General features: G+C 33.1%; 11 protein-coding genes and 1 riboswitch. Of the genes, 2 read left to right on the top strand and 9 right to left on the bottom strand.

Annotated elements, in window-relative coordinates; all coding sequences use genetic code 11:
- Positions 1 to 146 precede the first annotated feature (146 nt).
- The 9 genes from EKG35_RS04365 to EKG35_RS04325 form a co-directional block, all read right to left on the bottom strand.
- Positions 147 to 2522 (bottom strand): polyprenyl synthetase family protein, encoded by a 2376-nt coding sequence (locus EKG35_RS04365; protein WP_126293121.1) that lies wholly within the window; start codon positions 2520 to 2522, stop codon positions 147 to 149.
- Positions 2523 to 2599: 77 nt separating this feature from the next.
- The gene (locus tag EKG35_RS04360) at positions 2600 to 3247 is read right to left on the bottom strand and encodes a DUF4097 family beta strand repeat-containing protein (protein ID WP_185807639.1); all 648 of its coding nucleotides are present in this window, start codon (positions 3245 to 3247) and stop codon (positions 2600 to 2602) included.
- 387 nt (positions 3248 to 3634) lie between these two features.
- The gene (locus EKG35_RS04355) at positions 3635 to 4696 is read right to left on the bottom strand and encodes an LLM class flavin-dependent oxidoreductase (protein WP_126293117.1); all 1062 of its coding nucleotides are present in this window, start codon (positions 4694 to 4696) and stop codon (positions 3635 to 3637) included.
- A gap of 236 nt (positions 4697 to 4932) precedes the next feature.
- Positions 4933 to 7338, bottom strand: coding sequence for an EAL domain-containing protein (locus EKG35_RS04350; protein ID WP_126293115.1), 2406 nt, complete (start codon positions 7336 to 7338; stop codon positions 4933 to 4935).
- A 170-nt stretch (positions 7339 to 7508) separates the two neighbouring features.
- The gene (locus tag EKG35_RS04345; RefSeq protein ID WP_126293113.1) at positions 7509 to 8702 is read right to left on the bottom strand and encodes a DHH family phosphoesterase; all 1194 of its coding nucleotides are present in this window, start codon (positions 8700 to 8702) and stop codon (positions 7509 to 7511) included.
- Positions 8703 to 8919: 217 nt separating this feature from the next.
- Positions 8920 to 9903 (bottom strand): GGDEF domain-containing protein, encoded by a 984-nt coding sequence (locus tag EKG35_RS04340; protein ID WP_126293112.1) that lies wholly within the window; start codon positions 9901 to 9903, stop codon positions 8920 to 8922.
- A 39-nt stretch (positions 9904 to 9942) separates the two neighbouring features.
- Complete coding sequence (locus EKG35_RS04335; RefSeq protein ID WP_126293110.1) at positions 9943 to 10800, bottom strand: EAL domain-containing protein; 858 nt, start codon at positions 10798 to 10800, stop codon at positions 9943 to 9945.
- A 284-nt stretch (positions 10801 to 11084) separates the two neighbouring features.
- Positions 11085 to 13439, bottom strand: coding sequence for a bifunctional 2',3'-cyclic-nucleotide 2'-phosphodiesterase/3'-nucleotidase (locus EKG35_RS04330; protein WP_126293108.1), 2355 nt, complete (start codon positions 13437 to 13439; stop codon positions 11085 to 11087).
- 216 nt (positions 13440 to 13655) lie between these two features.
- Positions 13656 to 13865 (bottom strand): alpha/beta-type small acid-soluble spore protein, encoded by a 210-nt coding sequence (locus tag EKG35_RS04325; protein ID WP_126293106.1) that lies wholly within the window; start codon positions 13863 to 13865, stop codon positions 13656 to 13658.
- Positions 13866 to 14048: 183 nt separating this feature from the next.
- On the opposite strand from EKG35_RS04325, the gene EKG35_RS04320 reads away from it, so the two are divergent.
- Together EKG35_RS04320 and dapA are read left to right on the top strand one after the other, a co-directional pair.
- Positions 14049 to 14975 (top strand): ketopantoate reductase family protein, encoded by a 927-nt coding sequence (locus EKG35_RS04320; protein WP_126293104.1) that lies wholly within the window; start codon positions 14049 to 14051, stop codon positions 14973 to 14975.
- 140 nt (positions 14976 to 15115) lie between these two features.
- Positions 15116 to 15296, top strand: a riboswitch (Lysine riboswitch).
- A gap of 123 nt (positions 15297 to 15419) precedes the next feature.
- Positions 15420 to 16304 (top strand): 4-hydroxy-tetrahydrodipicolinate synthase, encoded by an 885-nt coding sequence (gene dapA / locus EKG35_RS04315; RefSeq protein ID WP_126293102.1) that lies wholly within the window; start codon positions 15420 to 15422, stop codon positions 16302 to 16304.
- Positions 16305 to 16319 lie beyond the last annotated feature (15 nt).

Raw genomic sequence — 16319 nt, 5'->3', positions numbered from 1 at the left:
TTACACTTCAAACTCAAAACAACAGAACAAAAACAACCACGCTCCCAAACAGCCTAAAGCTAGTTAAGAGCATGGTAATAATCGATTAATATCCTTCACCAACGTTATTTGACAAAGAACCCTTTTTTATCTCTGCGGTATTCCAATTAATAATTTCGATTTACGGCATAATTTAAGAAATGCTTTAAAAAACTTGTATTTCGAGGAATTATTTCAAAGGTTTCGGCAGCAAGACAGTAATGCTCCCACATTTCCTTTTTAGCCTCTTCAATTCCGAGTACTGTAACGAAAGTTGAGCTATTGTTTTGTACATCTATACCGATTGGTTTTCCTAATTGAGATGAATCACCTTCATAATCTAATAAGTCATCTTTAATTTGAAATGCAATTCCTGCGTGGCGAGCAAAAGTTTTTAAAGCCTGTATTTCTTTTGCATCTGCATTTGCTAATATAGCTGGTATAAGAAGTGCTGCTTCAAAACCTAGACCTGTTTTATAAAAACACATCGAATTTAATTGTTCCAATGTTAAATTTTTCCCCTTGGAATTTAAATCCATCGCCTGCCCCTTACACATTTCTGCTGTTATTTGTGCAGTATAACGAATTAACTTAAGGACTGTCTTTGTGTCATATTCTTCAAGGGATGTTTGCTCTTCAATTGCTTTTTGAGTCAGATATAACCCTGTTAATTCTGCTACAGCAACATTGTAAGCTTTATGAACAGTTGGTCGTCCTCTACGAATTGAAGCATTGTCTTGGGAAGGTAAATCATCAAAAATAAGTGAAGCGGTATGCATATATTCCAGTGCTTTTAATAGAGGAAATAAGGTCGACTCCTTTAATCCATAAACTTTGACACCCATAAACCACGTTATAATCGGTCTTAAACGTTTCCCTTCTCCTGATAAACTATAATTTGCTGCATCAGTAATTGATTCTTTTATAACCAATTTTTCATCATTAAATATGGCTAAATGACGATTTATTTGTTGTCTAACGATTTTTATCGTTTCTTTAAACTGTTGTTGTTCCTCACGTTCAGTTTTTAGCATACTAATTATTTGATCACGCAATAGCTTATCAAAAAAATCTATATCATCTGCATTGTCTACCATTTTTTGCAACACTTTATTGAATTGAGGAATTCCTGAAGTAAGTACATCCATTACCTGCTTAAACTTTTTATCTTCATTATTTTGTTTAAATCGTTTTAACCCGTTTATTGCACGATTTAAAATAACTTCGCTTGTTTTTTTATCAGATTGGTAGACATGATGAATTAGGTGTGAAATAACTGTCCAATATAATTCAAATGGGTTAATAAGGTCCCTTCTTTTCTCGTGATGAGTCAAATAGTAAGTATATGGCGTCACCGCTCCATTTTTCATATCATCAAACATATCCGAAAAGTCATCTGCTAGTTGATTGTAAATTCCATATAGAAACGTTCTATTTTCAAAGCCATCATCACTTGACGTACTTGTGACTAATCGAGCAATAAGGCGAGAGGAAGATGATTTTATAATAATAGGAATATAAATTTCTTCATTTGTGTACTTGTCATTCGATAAGTCCTTCTTACGGTCAATTTCTTGAGAATTAAAAAATATATATGCCTGCTCAAAAAAGTTTCGAATATCGGATGGTTTTTGATATAACTTAATATAGTCAAATGCTTGACGGAGTTCACTATGAATATATCTCATAAATACAAGACTGTCGCTCCGCCAATCTCCCCCTAAATCCGGCACGTTTCCAGTAATAAGTGAGGTTCGAATTAGTTCAGCATATTGTTCCTTTTCCGTTATTGATAAAACATTTGAGTCCAAAAGGTCGTCAATGAATGGATATGTTAATCCGTAACAATATCCTAGCCGTATAGCTTCATCAAGTTTTTTTGAGCGTTCTTCAGATGATATGTCAGCACTTAGAAGATCTATTGTATGCATCATAACACCAGCAATAATTTTTATGAGCTTGCGCTGGGCGTTTACTGCGTCCAATCCTTTTGGAATATTTGAAGCAACGGCCGTCAATTTATTTATCAACCATATCATTGAAGATTCAACACCCTCTTCCTGGGCGTTTCGATATAATGAAGCGAAAGTAAATATTTCATTATTTTCTAATTTTGTAGAATCTTTTAATTGAATTTTTAACCGTTCAACTAAACGATCTATTTGATTTTTAGTTTCTGATGAATCCAGTGTTTTCCCTAGATCTCTTAAAAATAAATACGAAATACTGCGGTCCAAATAATTCTCTAGTTTATTTGTATAATCAAGCCATTTTATATATTGATGGTAATCTTTTTGGCTTGGTTTTCGCTTTTTCCGGGTAAAGTATGAAAAGAATGTTGGATGATGGATATGCTTTATTTTCCACAGCCGAAAATCTTCAGTTAATGTAGTAATATAAGATTGACTTACAGCTTGTTGATAGAGCAAATTAAAATACTGAGCAGCTTTGTGCTCAGCCTGCCGATAACATTGATCTGCATTTATCATAAAAACTTTATTCATTTACTGACTCACCTTTACTATTGATCTCTTTTCTATCAAATGGAAAAGACAATCCAACATCACTAATAATCATATGTTTATTTTTCTACTATTATATCCCCATTATCAGATGTTAATTTAATCAAGTTTTCGCCATTACCAATAACAGTTGACTCGTTAGATTTTCCAAAGATATTTATGGTTCCGTTATCTGTGTATACATCCATCTTAACATTTTCAGGTTCTTTTTTTGTTTGAATTATAATTGAACCATTATCGGTCTCGAACTCAATTGGCTGATTTAAAGAATCATTTACAAGTGTAATGTCTCCATTATCTGATTCGCCCAAAATTTCCCCTTCAAGATTTTCAAAGAAAAGTTCACCATTATCTGATTGAGCATATATTGAATTGCTTTTTACATTCTCGATTAAAATTTCCCCATTATCAGATTCTGCCGCCATTTCTTTTGACTCAAGATTGGATGCACTAATTGTTCCATTATTTGTTTCCAACGCTATAGTTCCAGCAACTTTTTCTGGCAACATTAAGTTTAATGTAGGCGAATTAGAGAAGAAATCGATTGATAGCCATTTAAATCCTCTACGATTCACTTCGATTTCAAGTGTATTACCATCCACTTTTACGTCAAGCTTATATTTATTGTTCTTATTATTAACTAATTCTGCCTTTGCTGTATTGTTATTTGAAGCAATTACATTAATATTTGCGTTTTCGGATTCCACTTCAACATTCGAGAAGTCTTGAGTAATTTCGATTTCCTCAGTTTTGCCATTTAAAGAAATATTGTAGAATGTTACAACAATTATACCGATTAATATAACACCTATGACGAATACTTTCTTATTAATATTAATCTTCCTTTCAAATTTGAATTCATTTTTCTTTATTAGATTACAGGAAGTATACTGTTTAATTAACGACCCTAGAATGTAATTTCAACTAAGACTTAAGAAGTAGTTGAATGGGCGTTCGTAAATTTTATAGATTGCTCCTTAAATGGAATAACTACCTTACCTTAGAAGTATAAATCTTAAACATATACTAAAAAGTAAAGAGGCTGCACAGAATGGTTTATTTTCTGAACAACCTCTCAATTTCTTTGTAGTATTCTACTCTTGTGGTTCTCCTGCAGCTTCCCAGCGAGCTATTTCTTGTCGTACAATTGGAGCTACTTCCTTGCCAAGCAATTCAATGGCCCTCATAACATCTTCATGAGGCATAGAGCCAACGGGGCAGTGAAGCATAAAGCGAGTAATACCTACATTTTTGCGTAGAAAAATAATTTTTTCAGCAACAGTTTTCACATCGCCAACATATAATGCTCCTTGTAAACTGCGGGCATAGTCAAATGTTTCTCTAGTGTATGGACCCCATCCGCGCTCTCTCCCTAAAACATTCATTGCATATTGTGTAGGAGGGAAAAACTTTTCTACCGCAATTTCTGTACTATCTGCAACAAAGCCATGAGAATGTGATGCAACAGTAAGCTTAGATGTATCATGACCAGCTTTCCTTGCAGCATCATAATAAAGCCTCACAAGCGGTGCAAACTGCAGCGGGCTACCCCCTATAATCGCAAGTGCAAGCGGCAATCCAAGAGCTCCTGCACGTGCAACCGATTGCGGTGTTCCACCACTGGCAATCCAAACAGGCAATTGATTTTGGACAGGGCGTGGGTAAACTCCTCGATTCGGTATTGAGGGTCGGTACTTGCCAGTCCAATTAATAATTTCTTCATCTCGTATTTTTAATAATAAATCTAACTTTTCTTCAAACAATTCATCATAATCTTGCAAATTAAAGCCAAATAGAGGAAAGGACTCGATAAAAGAACCTCGACCCGCCATAATTTCTGCTCTTCCATTCGAAATGGCATCAACCGTTGAAAATTCTTGGAACACTCGTACTGGATCATCAGAGGATAGAACAGAAACAGCACTTGTTAGTCTTATTCGTTTTGTTCTTGAAGCGGCTGCTGCAAGTAATACTGCTGGAGCAGAGCAAGCATAATCCTTTCTATGATGTTCACCTACTCCAAATACATCTAATCCAATCTCATCTGCTAAAACAATTTCTTCTACTACTTCACGTATCCTTTCTGCATGGCTGATTACTTTCCCATTATTGACATCAGGTGTTGTTTCAACAAATGTCGTTAAACCAATTTCCAAAATTCCCACTCCTCTATTTTGCATCATCTCTAAAATTGAAAACAATTTTTAACTTGTAAATTAATACATGTTTTAAACTCATAATATATGATAGATCTATTTGTTTTCAATTTTTTGGATTATTAGAGGAAGCCAGAGCGGAATAGCTAGACATGTGCTAAATTGAGGTATTCTTTAATTTACTTATGCTAAAAAGTGCGAATCCTTAAAATAGGACACGCACTTTTTAATATTTTCTATGTATTTATCAAATATTTCCGTTCAAATTCTTTAATTGGACAAGGTTTACCAAAATAGAAGCCTTGAATTTGATGACAGCTTTGTTCTAGTAAATAGTCTAATTCTCCCTTTGTCTCAACACCTTCAGCGATAACCTCCATTTTTAGATGCTGCGCCATTTTTATCATTGCTGTAGTAATACTGGCATTCTCTGATTCAGAAGAAATATTCTGAATAAAAGAACGATCAATTTTGACTCCATCAAGCTGAAATGTTTTTAAATAATTGAAAGAAGAGTAACCCGTACCAAAATCATCTATATAAATTTTAACTCCAAGTTCCTTTAGTTCCTTCAAGGTTTTTTGTACATTTTCTTCGTTTCTCATAATTGAATTTTCAGTAATTTCTATTTCGAGCCATTCACCATCAAGATTATATTCATTTAACAAATCCAAAATATCCTTAGAAAAACTTTTTTGTAAAAAGCGTTGAGAACTAATATTCACACTAATCGGTATTAGTCGCAACCCTGCTTTTCTCCATGCAACAAGGAGTTCACAAACTTTTCGCTTCATCCATTTCCCAATCGGAATGATAAGACCAGTTTCTTCAGCAAGTGGAATAAAATCGCCTGGAGAAACTAACCCGATTTCTGGATGCTCCCAACGTATTAAAGCCTCGGCACTTATTATTTTTCCTGTTAATGCATCAACACGCGGTTGTAAATACACTATAAACTCATTATTAAAGATTGCTTTTCTTAAATCTCTCTCTAAAAAAAAGGACTGATAACTCCTTTTACTCATTGATTGATCATAAATTTGATACATATTACGGCCTAACTCTTTTGCATTATAAAGAGCAATATCAGCTTTTTTCATTAATTCAACAAGATCATTTCCGCCTGTTGGATAGATACTAATCCCGATGCTTGTAGAAATTAACAATTCAAAATCTTGAATAAAAAATGGTGATACAAAACTCTGTAATATCTTCTCTGCTATTGTAATTACTTCATCACAGGAAGCAACATGTTGACAAAGAATCATAAATTCATCTCCACCCATTCGGGCAGCATATTGCTTTTCATTATCAAGACAATTTAATAATCGTTCAGCAATTTGTTTGAGGAGTTGATCACCAATCATATGTCCGAGTGTATCATTAATAGATTTAAAGCGATCTAAATCGATTAATAATATCGCTAGTTGCATTTTATTGTTTTTTGCATATTGTAAGGCTCTGTTTACTTTCTTTTCTATACCTCTCCTATTAGCAATATTAGTAAGTTCATCATGATCTGCTAAATATGCATTAGTCTCCTGAATGTATTTTTGTTCAGAAATATCCTTGCCAATTAAATATATACCTCTAACTCGATTATCAATAATAATAGGGATTAATGTTATATTAAAATATAATTTATCGTTATTTTTGTTTATTATATTTATTTCAAAATTTTGTACGTTTCCTTGTACTGCTTTTTCAAAATAATCACCAATATCCCCTAAATAACTTTCAACGATTTGTTCCCTTATTTGATTATTTTTAATATCATCACTCGAAAGTCCAAATAATTCAAAAGTACGCGGATTCATATCTATAATTTGTGAATCTGTATTAAAAACAATGATGTAGTCTTGACTAAATTTAAACAAAGATTGGAATTGCCCTTGATTGATTTGAAGCTCTTTTTGCGTTGATCTTAATTCTGTAATATCATTTACAGAAGCAACAATCTCAGTTACTTCCTCACCATGCAGAATAGGTGTAATATCAACAAATACCTGTCTTCCATTCAATTCAATTTCATAATTAATGCGCTTCCCCTCAAACGCTTTCTCATAATGGTGTTGTTTATACAACGCTAGCTCTCTTGGGAAAATCTCAAAAGGTGTTTTTCTATATAATGATGAGGTTATTATTCCTATTTCCTCAAATAACTTTCCGATAGCCATCGTATAGATAATTCTATCTTCTTCATTTTTTGCCATCGAAAAAAAACCGTTTTTAAGATTTTGCATTTTATTAAGAAATTCAATCTTCATTTGTTTTATTAATTCTGATTCACTTTTATTATCGTGCACATCATTTATAAGCAATACTTGGAATTGCTCATCCCCAGAAGTAAATGTATAAGTTTGTATATCTATCCAAAAGTGATTTTTAGATTCCTTAATAGCTATATATAATTGATGTTTTTGCCTATTTGTATTCTCTAGGTGGTTATAATTTAGGATAAGAGTATTGATAGACATTCCAACAACATGATTACTTGTGGCAAAAAACATCCTTTCTGCATTTGCATTCAAATATAAAATGTTTCCTAAATTATTAATAACTACTATACAATCTTTTTGTTTACTAAATAATTTTAATAATTGATCTAACGTATCGAGTTGCCTCTTCATTTGCCTATCCATAATTGCCTCTCTTAATTTCCAATAATATTATTAATATTTTACTTTATTCACATTACAAATGACATATAAAACATTCATTAATTATACACCTTTTGTCTATAATTTTAATTTTAAAATTATAAAAAGTGCTTAAATAAGCACTTTTTATAACTAGTATAAAATAACTATTTCTATTCCTCTTTATTACTCAACTTTTCGATTTCATTCATTAAATACTCCACAAAAACGTCGTCCCTTACTAGCCAAGCTTCGAAATTGCGCTTTAAAAAACGTTCAGCTTGTTCAAAGCTAGTAAAGGTTTGTTCAAGAGCAACTTTATTTTTTTCAATGACCCAATGTTCATCTGATTTTAAATAAATAAGAAAAATATCTTCATTACGATTTTTATACAACGAACCAAAAGAAGATTGTTTTATGTTATAACGGTTTCTTTTTGCATCCTCCTGTAGAGGATCTAAATGAAATGTATCTAATACATACTGTTTATAAGCTTCATCTGTTAATGTACAGCCAGACGCCTTTTGGTGACCACCTCCACCAAATATGCCTGCAATTTCTGAAACATCTACATGGTCATGAATGGTACGAAAAGAAATTTTTTTGCTTCCCATATTTAAAATCACGATATAATCCAGATGGGAATATTCTTTTCCTAATTCATTGCCTACTTCAGAATGGTAGGATTCCGCGTAAATAACCCCTGCAAAATAATCTCCAATTTCTGCTTGAACAATTTCGCGTTTTTTTCTGCGAATATACCTCTCAATTTTATCTTCTTCCATATTTAGCAATCTTTTTTCAAATTCATCAAAATCATATTCATCATTTGTAGTCAACCGCTCAATCATTTTTTCCTCAAATTCATCAATCGACACTAAGAAGAAGAGTGAATTTAAAGCATGTGCTTTTTGATTTTCATTCTTTTCCCACTCCCATGTATCGTACTGACGAACAAGCTCTACAAATTCCGAAATTGCATTAGTAGGCTTTAAAAGGTTTTGCGATACAAGAAATTCATAGAATAGCGAAGTAGCGGATGTTAAGTTGCCTTCTTCATCCTCAACTAAAACAAGCCCCCACTCATAATCATTTAAGTGCATAGCCGTTTTATGATGATCAAGCAGCTGAATATTTCCGATTTCCTTAAAATAATCTTCTAGCTTTTTTTCATTTTCCTCATTTGGTGATAAGTCGGTAATAAATAAAAACGTATCTGGCGGATCATTTTCTAAAAAAAACTCAATTTCACGGTTAAGAGAAGATATTGAATTATAACGCACCTTTACTTCCTGCCCAAAAGCAAGTTTTGCTAAAATTCCACACCCAACTCCATCTAAATCATTATGTGTTAACAGCTTATACATTTTCTTCACCTCTAGTGTAGTATGAATGATTACTTAAAAATTATTGATGCTGTGAAAAATTCTAAAGTACAATTCGAAGTATTATTTCAAAGTTCCGTTCCATTCTTATTTGGATTTTGGTGTCGGTGCAGTTCAATATTATCTTATCCATAACAAAGGAGTATAAATAAAAAATCGAATGAGAAATTAGCTTCGCCTACTCATCCGATAATATATTTTATACAGTTTTTGGGATATAATCATATTTATTCACAAGGTAACAACTAGCCTTCACCTTTTTGCAATTTCGTTTAATCGATGCCACAGCATTTGAAAGATCCTCGATTTTTTCAAAACGCTGGTTTTCATTCGTTAAAACAGCTATTGATAACGTCATAATTGTAAATTTTTCTAGATTTCCAGATCTTCCCTTCACTCGGAAGGTCGGGTCCTTTAAATGTTTTTCCTCATAAAAATTCGGAATCTTCCTATCAAATTCTTCAATAATATTTAGACAGATTGACTCTACTTCATAATGAGGAAGAATAGCCATAAAATCGTCTCCACCTATATGCCCTAAAAAATAACCATTCTGTGCTACATTTCTTTTTAAAATATCCGTTAAAAAAAGGAGTACTTTATCTCCTTTATTAAAACCATACAAATCATTGTATGTTTTAAAATGATCTAAATCAAAATAAATAATGCTATATTTTTCAAGATAAATAATTTCACTCAATTGTTTATCAATTAAATGATTCCCTGGCAATTTACTAAGTGGGTTTAGGAAGCTGGCGATTTGTACCTGTATATCAACAAATTCCATCAATAGGGCTCGAATACTTACAACACCAACAAATTTATCATCTTTTGTAACAATAACATCGTCATATAAATCTTCTTCTTTTCTTTCCATCGCTAATTTACTAACTTCCGTTATTGGTTGAAAATAATCTACAATTAGAGGGCTTGTTTTTGCCAGCAAATTACTTTCTCTGCCCATATACAAATTATAACCATACAAAGTCCCAATCTTTTGATAGAAATGTGTTCTTGTAATATGAGCAATGGGTTTTTCATGATGCACGACTACAATTCCTCGTAAATTCGGGTTTTCAGTAAATAATTTATCTACTTCTTTATTTTTTAACGATGGGGAAATATAGGGTACTGTTTTCACAATCCTACCTATATTTGACACTACTTCCTCTGTTTTCGTCATCATTTTCTCACCTATTTGCATCGATTTTACATACAATTTCTATAGACTTGGTATTTTACCAACCGTAATCTCTCTATTTGGTCTACCTATAGCATAACCTTGAGCATAATGGATTCCTACAGTTTGTAAATATTTTATTTCCTCGACTCTTTCAATCCCTTCTGCAATTATTTTTGTATTTGATTGCTCCGCATAGTCATAAATTAGTGATACGAGCTGTTGACCTGGAGCACTACTATCAATGTGGTGGATTAAGGATCTATCTAATTTAATAAATTCAGGTTTTAAGAAAATTAAAGTTTTTAGACTATTATAGCCCGAGCCTACGTCATCAATTGCTATACGATACCCTTGAGAACGATAATGAGAAAGTACTCGTTCGAATTCTTGAAAATCTGTTACGGCACTACGCTCGGTAAGTTCGAATACAACCTGTTCAGGTTGAATTCCTATTACATTTAACGATTGCAACGTATCTCCATAATGATAGTTTTTATCCAGCAAAACATGTGGATGAATATTAATAAATAGTGTGAAATTTTCATTTGCTAATTCAGTATTTAATCTAGATATATATCTTTTTAATGATAAATTTCTGCAAAACTTCTCAAACTCAAATACCATATCGGTTTGTCCAACAAATTCATAAAAATGATCTACACTGGAAAAATATTGAGATTGTCCTGGACGATTTAAAGCTTCAAATCCAAAAGTTTTCCCCGTTTGCAGATTTATAATAGGCTGAAAAAAAGTTTCTAGCGACTCTTCCATCATTATTTTTTTTAATTCAGTATATCTTTTGTAGTACAGCATATCATCATGTCTTTTATTAAATAAATATTTTAGATAAGAGAATATATTAAATGAGGTTTCTCTTGTATATGGTACTGAATTCATAGCGACTCCTTATAAATAGGGGTATTATTACCCATTTTATACCAACGTTATTAATGCACTATTAATAAATTATTAACCATTTGTAAATTGAAGCCCTAATAAGCAAGTTTTACTAAGTCTTTCATATCAAAAAACTCTAAATTCACTCATCCAAACTTAGTTTATATAGTACGATTTTCTTGTAGTTAACTATGACTAAACGTATAAAGGGGCGTTCCAAATAGCTGGACGCCCCTTTTAAATTATTTATAACAACTTGTAAAATTACTAAGTCGTTAAATTAATTATTTTAATGAATATTTACCAAATCCGTCTGTACCATCGCCAACGTATTCGATATTGCTGCCTTCTGGAATAACTTCAACCGCTTTTTTAGATGATTCAAATACAACATTAACGTTTGCTGGAAGCTCTGCAAATTTCCAGTTGCCGTCAGCAGATGGATCGATTGTTTTGTTTTCAATGATATAGTCAATAATCGCTTGACGATTTTCATCTGGATAGATTTCTACATATGTTGCATTACGAACACCTGGGAATGTACCATTTGCACGATAGTTGTTTGTCGCAACAATAAATTCCTGTTCTAAATCAATTGGTTCACCGTTAAATTGTAAGTTTACAATACGCTCTGCATCTTCATTTACAACATTACCGCTTGCATCATATTTTGCTGGCTGTGTTACATCGATTTCATATGTTACTCCATCAATAACATCATAGTTATATGAACGGAAATCAGAATTGATTAATTGTTGCTCAGCAGTGCTATTTCCATCAATTTGATTGAATTGACCTGCTGACATTTCAAGCCATTCTTTTACATCTGCACCAGTAACTTTTAAAATAGCAAGCGTATTATCATATAAATATAAATCAGCTACGTTTTTAATTGCCAATTGGCCTTTTGGTACAAATGTATAGTACTCAGGATCGCTGCGCGTACCGGCTTTAAATGGTGCACCTGCTGAAAGAACTGGAAGACTTTCAAATTCAGTACCTTTAATTTTGCCTTGTACATAAGCCTTTTGTGCATCTGTAACGATTTGGATGGAAGGATCATCTTGTACTTGTGAGAAGTAACTATGAATATCAGCTGTTGTTTCACCTACTGCTTCACGAACATACTCAATTGTTCCTTCATGAGCTTCTTTTACTGCTGCGGCAATAGTTGCATCTACATCAGAAGCATCTTCTGCAATTTCACGTACTTCACCTGTACCAGCTACTACTTCCCAATCTTCACCTTGCTGTTCAAGTGTTAAGTCAATAACACCTAAATGGCTGCCGTATTTTCCTGGCATCACAACTGGTACACCATTCATTGTACCTTTTTCAACATCAACACCTGTTAAAGATGCATCAACCTCACCCGGGAATACACCATGTGCGTGGCCAGTAATAATTGCATCTACACCTTCAACCTTTGTAAGTAGATATGTTACATCTTCTTCGCCTGCTTCGTGTGTTGCATCACCAAAGCCAGAATGTGAAAGCACTACAATAACGTCTGCTCCTGCTTGCTGCATTTCAGGAACTACTTTTTCAACTGCATCAACTGAATCATCTACAGTTACTTTTCCAAATAAATTAGACTTGTCCCAGTTTAAAATTTGCGGAGGTACAATTCCAGTAACTCCGACTTTAATTGTTGTTGTTTTTCCTGTTGAATCAACAACTTCTTTATCAATTAGTACATAAGGTGTATATTTATAATCTTTTGTATTTGCATCACGAATATTTGCATTTACATATGGGAAGTCCGCATCATCAACTACTTCATCTAAGTAATCTAAACCATAGTTGAATTCATGGTTTCCTAGTGTTGCAGCATCATAACCTAGCAGCTCCATCGCTGTAATAGATGGATGTTCTTCACCATCTTCTAATACATCAATAGCTTGTTTATAGGAACCAAGTGGTGTTCCTTGAATTGCATCTCCATTATCGAATAATAATGAATTGCTATTTTCTTTTTGTGCTTGTTTTATTAATGTTGCTGTTTTTACTAATCCTAAACTGTTAGATTCAGTATCTTTATAATAGTCATAGTTCATAATATTTGTATGAATATCTGATGTTCCTAAAATACGAAGTGATACTGTTGTATTTGACTCAGCTGGTTTATAGTCTTCAAGGAAACGCTCTAAAATTTTATCTAAATGTTTATAAGATAAAACATTAGTTGGTTTAATCGTTTTATCTTCATAACCTGTTAAAATGCCTAATCCAACTGCTTTAGCCATCTCATCACGGTTTTCTTCTTTAATCTCTTGATTATCTTTAAATTGGTTTAAAACATCCTCTGAAAAAGTTTCATTGCTTTGAACGGCATTTGCTACAATAACAACTGCTTCTTCACGAGTAATTTTTTCATTTGGGGCAAATTGTGTTTCTGTTTTTCCAGAAACTAATTTTAATTCGATTGCTTTTTCAATATAAGGTTTTAATGAATCTGGAACATCCTCAAATTTAATAGTTGCCCCTGTACCTAATTTTACTCCCATTGCATCAATTACTGCTTTTACATACTCACCACGAGTTACCTCGTTGGCTGCAGCATTTGTTTGATCTACATTAGCAAAACCAGTTACTGCAAGCGATAATGCAAGTGCAGAAGCTGAAACCTTTTTCCACATATATTCTCATTCCTCCATTATAAAGAATTTTCAAACAACTTCTATTTTATCAAAAAATAGAATATAAATATAGTAACTTGATGAAAATTATGTAAAATTAACATGAATTTAATATTTTTGGAGATTCTATTAGCTGAAAATGAGGATATATTCGAGGAAATTTAAAGGCTGAAACAAAAATTTTCTTTCTTGTTTCAGCCTCTAGTCACTTTTATATTATTGTCCTGATCTTCCTTTTAATTGAGATTCAGCCATTTGTACAAGGCGTTTTGTAATTTCACCACCGACCGAACCATTTGCACGTGAAGCATCTTCTGGTCCAAGGTTTACACCAAATTCTCGTGCAATTTCATACTTCATTTGGTCCACTGCAGCTTGAGCACCTGGAAATACTAGTTTATTTGAACTTCTGTTATTAGAAGCCATTTCTCTCACCTCCTTGTGACATTAGAATGTTCAAGGAAGATTTTTTAATACGTTATATATAGATGATAATAGTTCCTGGCAAGTATCAATATCCCTTTTTCTCCTTGAGCAGCTTTTTGATAAACTAAATTCAAAAGATTAGATTTTTTTCTATTATAGATATTTAAAGGAAAGGGTTTGTTTATGGTAATAAAAACCGTATCGATTATTGGATTAGGTGCATTAGGTACCTTATATGGCCACCATCTATCAAAAATTATGCCAAAGGAAAATTTAAGAATTATCGCTGATTCAAATCGAATTGCACGCTATAAAAAAACTGGAATTTTTTGCAATGGTGAACGCTGTAATTTTAATTTTATTACGCCTGAGGAAAATTGCGAACCAGCTGATTTACTTCTTTTCACTGTGAAATTTGATGGTTTACAAGAAGCAATTGAATCAGTTAAATATCATGTTGGACATAATACAATTATATTATCCGCATTAAATGGCATTAGCAGCGAGGAAATAATTGGTCAAACATATGGAATGGAAAAAATATTATATTGTGTAGCACAAGGAATGGACGCCGTAAAAATAGAAAATAAACTAACATATGCTAACAAAGGATTACTATGCTTCGGAGAAAAAGAAGCTGGCATTGTTTCAGAAAAAGTTAAAAGTGTGGCTGATTTTTTCACTCGAGTTGAGCTTCCACATGAAATAGATACAAATATGCTTCATAGGTTATGGGGCAAGTTTATGTTAAATGTCGGCGTAAATCAAACAGTTGCCGTCTATAAAAGTAATTATGGTGAAGTTCAAAGAGATGGCGAAGCAAGAAATACAATGATTGCAGCGATGCGGGAAGTGATTGCTTTATCTGAGAAAGAAGGCGTTTCTTTAACCGAAAAGGATTTACACTATTGGTTAAATGTACTTGGAACTTTGAGTCCAGACGGAAAACCTTCAATGGCACAAGATGTTGATGCCAAACGGCCAAGCGAAGTCGAACTCTTTTCTGGGACAGTATTAAGATTAGGAAAAAAACACGGTATTCCAACACCTATTAACAAGATGTTATACGATCAATTTCAGCTGATTGAAAGTTCGTATGCTCACTTTTAGCTAATGACTAGCTCGAAAACCGTTAGTTTATCTTCAATCAGAATTAATTTTATTAATTCTTAGGAAAAGTCTTGAATTTCCAATCAAAAACATGTATTATTCTGGTTAATTAAATATTCACTTATTTCAAGATCTTTTGAAGTAAGGATAGAGGAGCAAAGACCATCAGTACACAATTTGAGGATAATGAGGTCCTACGACAATTGTGGAAAGGGGAATTTGCCGAAGCTTTTAAGAATCTCATTCTTCTTAAGGCTGGTTCTGTTGTTGAATAAATGCAGGACTGTCATATAGGAAACTATATGGAGGGCTATCTTACGCAAAGAAATGAATTTTATTTCTTAGCAGCAACGAGCCCTCGTTGTTGCTTTTTTGCGTTTACTTAACTTAACGCCCTTCTCCCTCTATTTTTTAATAAAAATTTATTAAGGATGTGGAGAAGAAATGAATTTCGGTAAAATTTTAACTGCTATGGTAACCCCTTTTGATCAAAATGGTGAAATTGATTTTCCAGCTACAAAAAACTTAATTAACTATTTAATTGCAAATGGTACTGATGGATTAGTTATTTCAGGTACAACTGGAGAGTCTCCAACACTGACTGAAGAAGAAAAAGTCGAGCTATTTAAATTTGCAGTTGACGTTGTAGATGGAAGAGTTCCAGTCATCGCTGGCACCGGTTCTTATAATACTAAAGCTTCAATCGAATTAACAAAGCATGCAGAAAATGCGGGTGTAGATGGCGTTATGCTTGTTGCCCCATACTATAACAAACCATCACAAGAAGGTTTATACCAACACTTCAAAGCAATTGCTGAAGAAACTTCATTACCAATTATTTTATATAATGTTCCTGGTCGCAGTGCTGTCAGCTTATCTGTTGATACAGTTGTCCGCCTTTCCGAAATTAAAAATATCGTTGCAATTAAAGAAGCAAGCGGTAATTTAGATGCAATGGCTGAAATGATTGAAAAAACGCCAGACGATTTCTCCCTATATAGTGGCGACGACGGTTTAACAATCCCTGTACTATCAATAGGTGGAGCAGGAGTTATTTCAGTTGCTTCCCATATTATCGGCAATGAAATGCAGGAAATGATTAAGAAATTCCAAATCGGAAATGTTCAAGAAGCAGCTCGGGACCATCGCAGATTATTACCTGTAATGAAAATTTTATTTGCTACACCTAACCCAACATCTGTAAAAGCTGCACTTAATCTAAACGGAATTCCAGTTGGTGGTGTACGTTTGCCGATGATTCCTTTAGAAGAGGAAGAATTAAATACATTGCTAAATGTTTTAAATACATTTGAGAAAGTGAATTTATAATACCCTTTTTAGTAT

This window comes from Lysinibacillus telephonicus (genome assembly GCF_003966145.1).
Classification (GTDB): Bacteria; Bacillota; Bacilli; order Bacillales_A; family Planococcaceae; genus Ureibacillus; species Ureibacillus telephonicus.
This window is presented reverse-complemented; position numbering and strand designations above follow the sequence as displayed.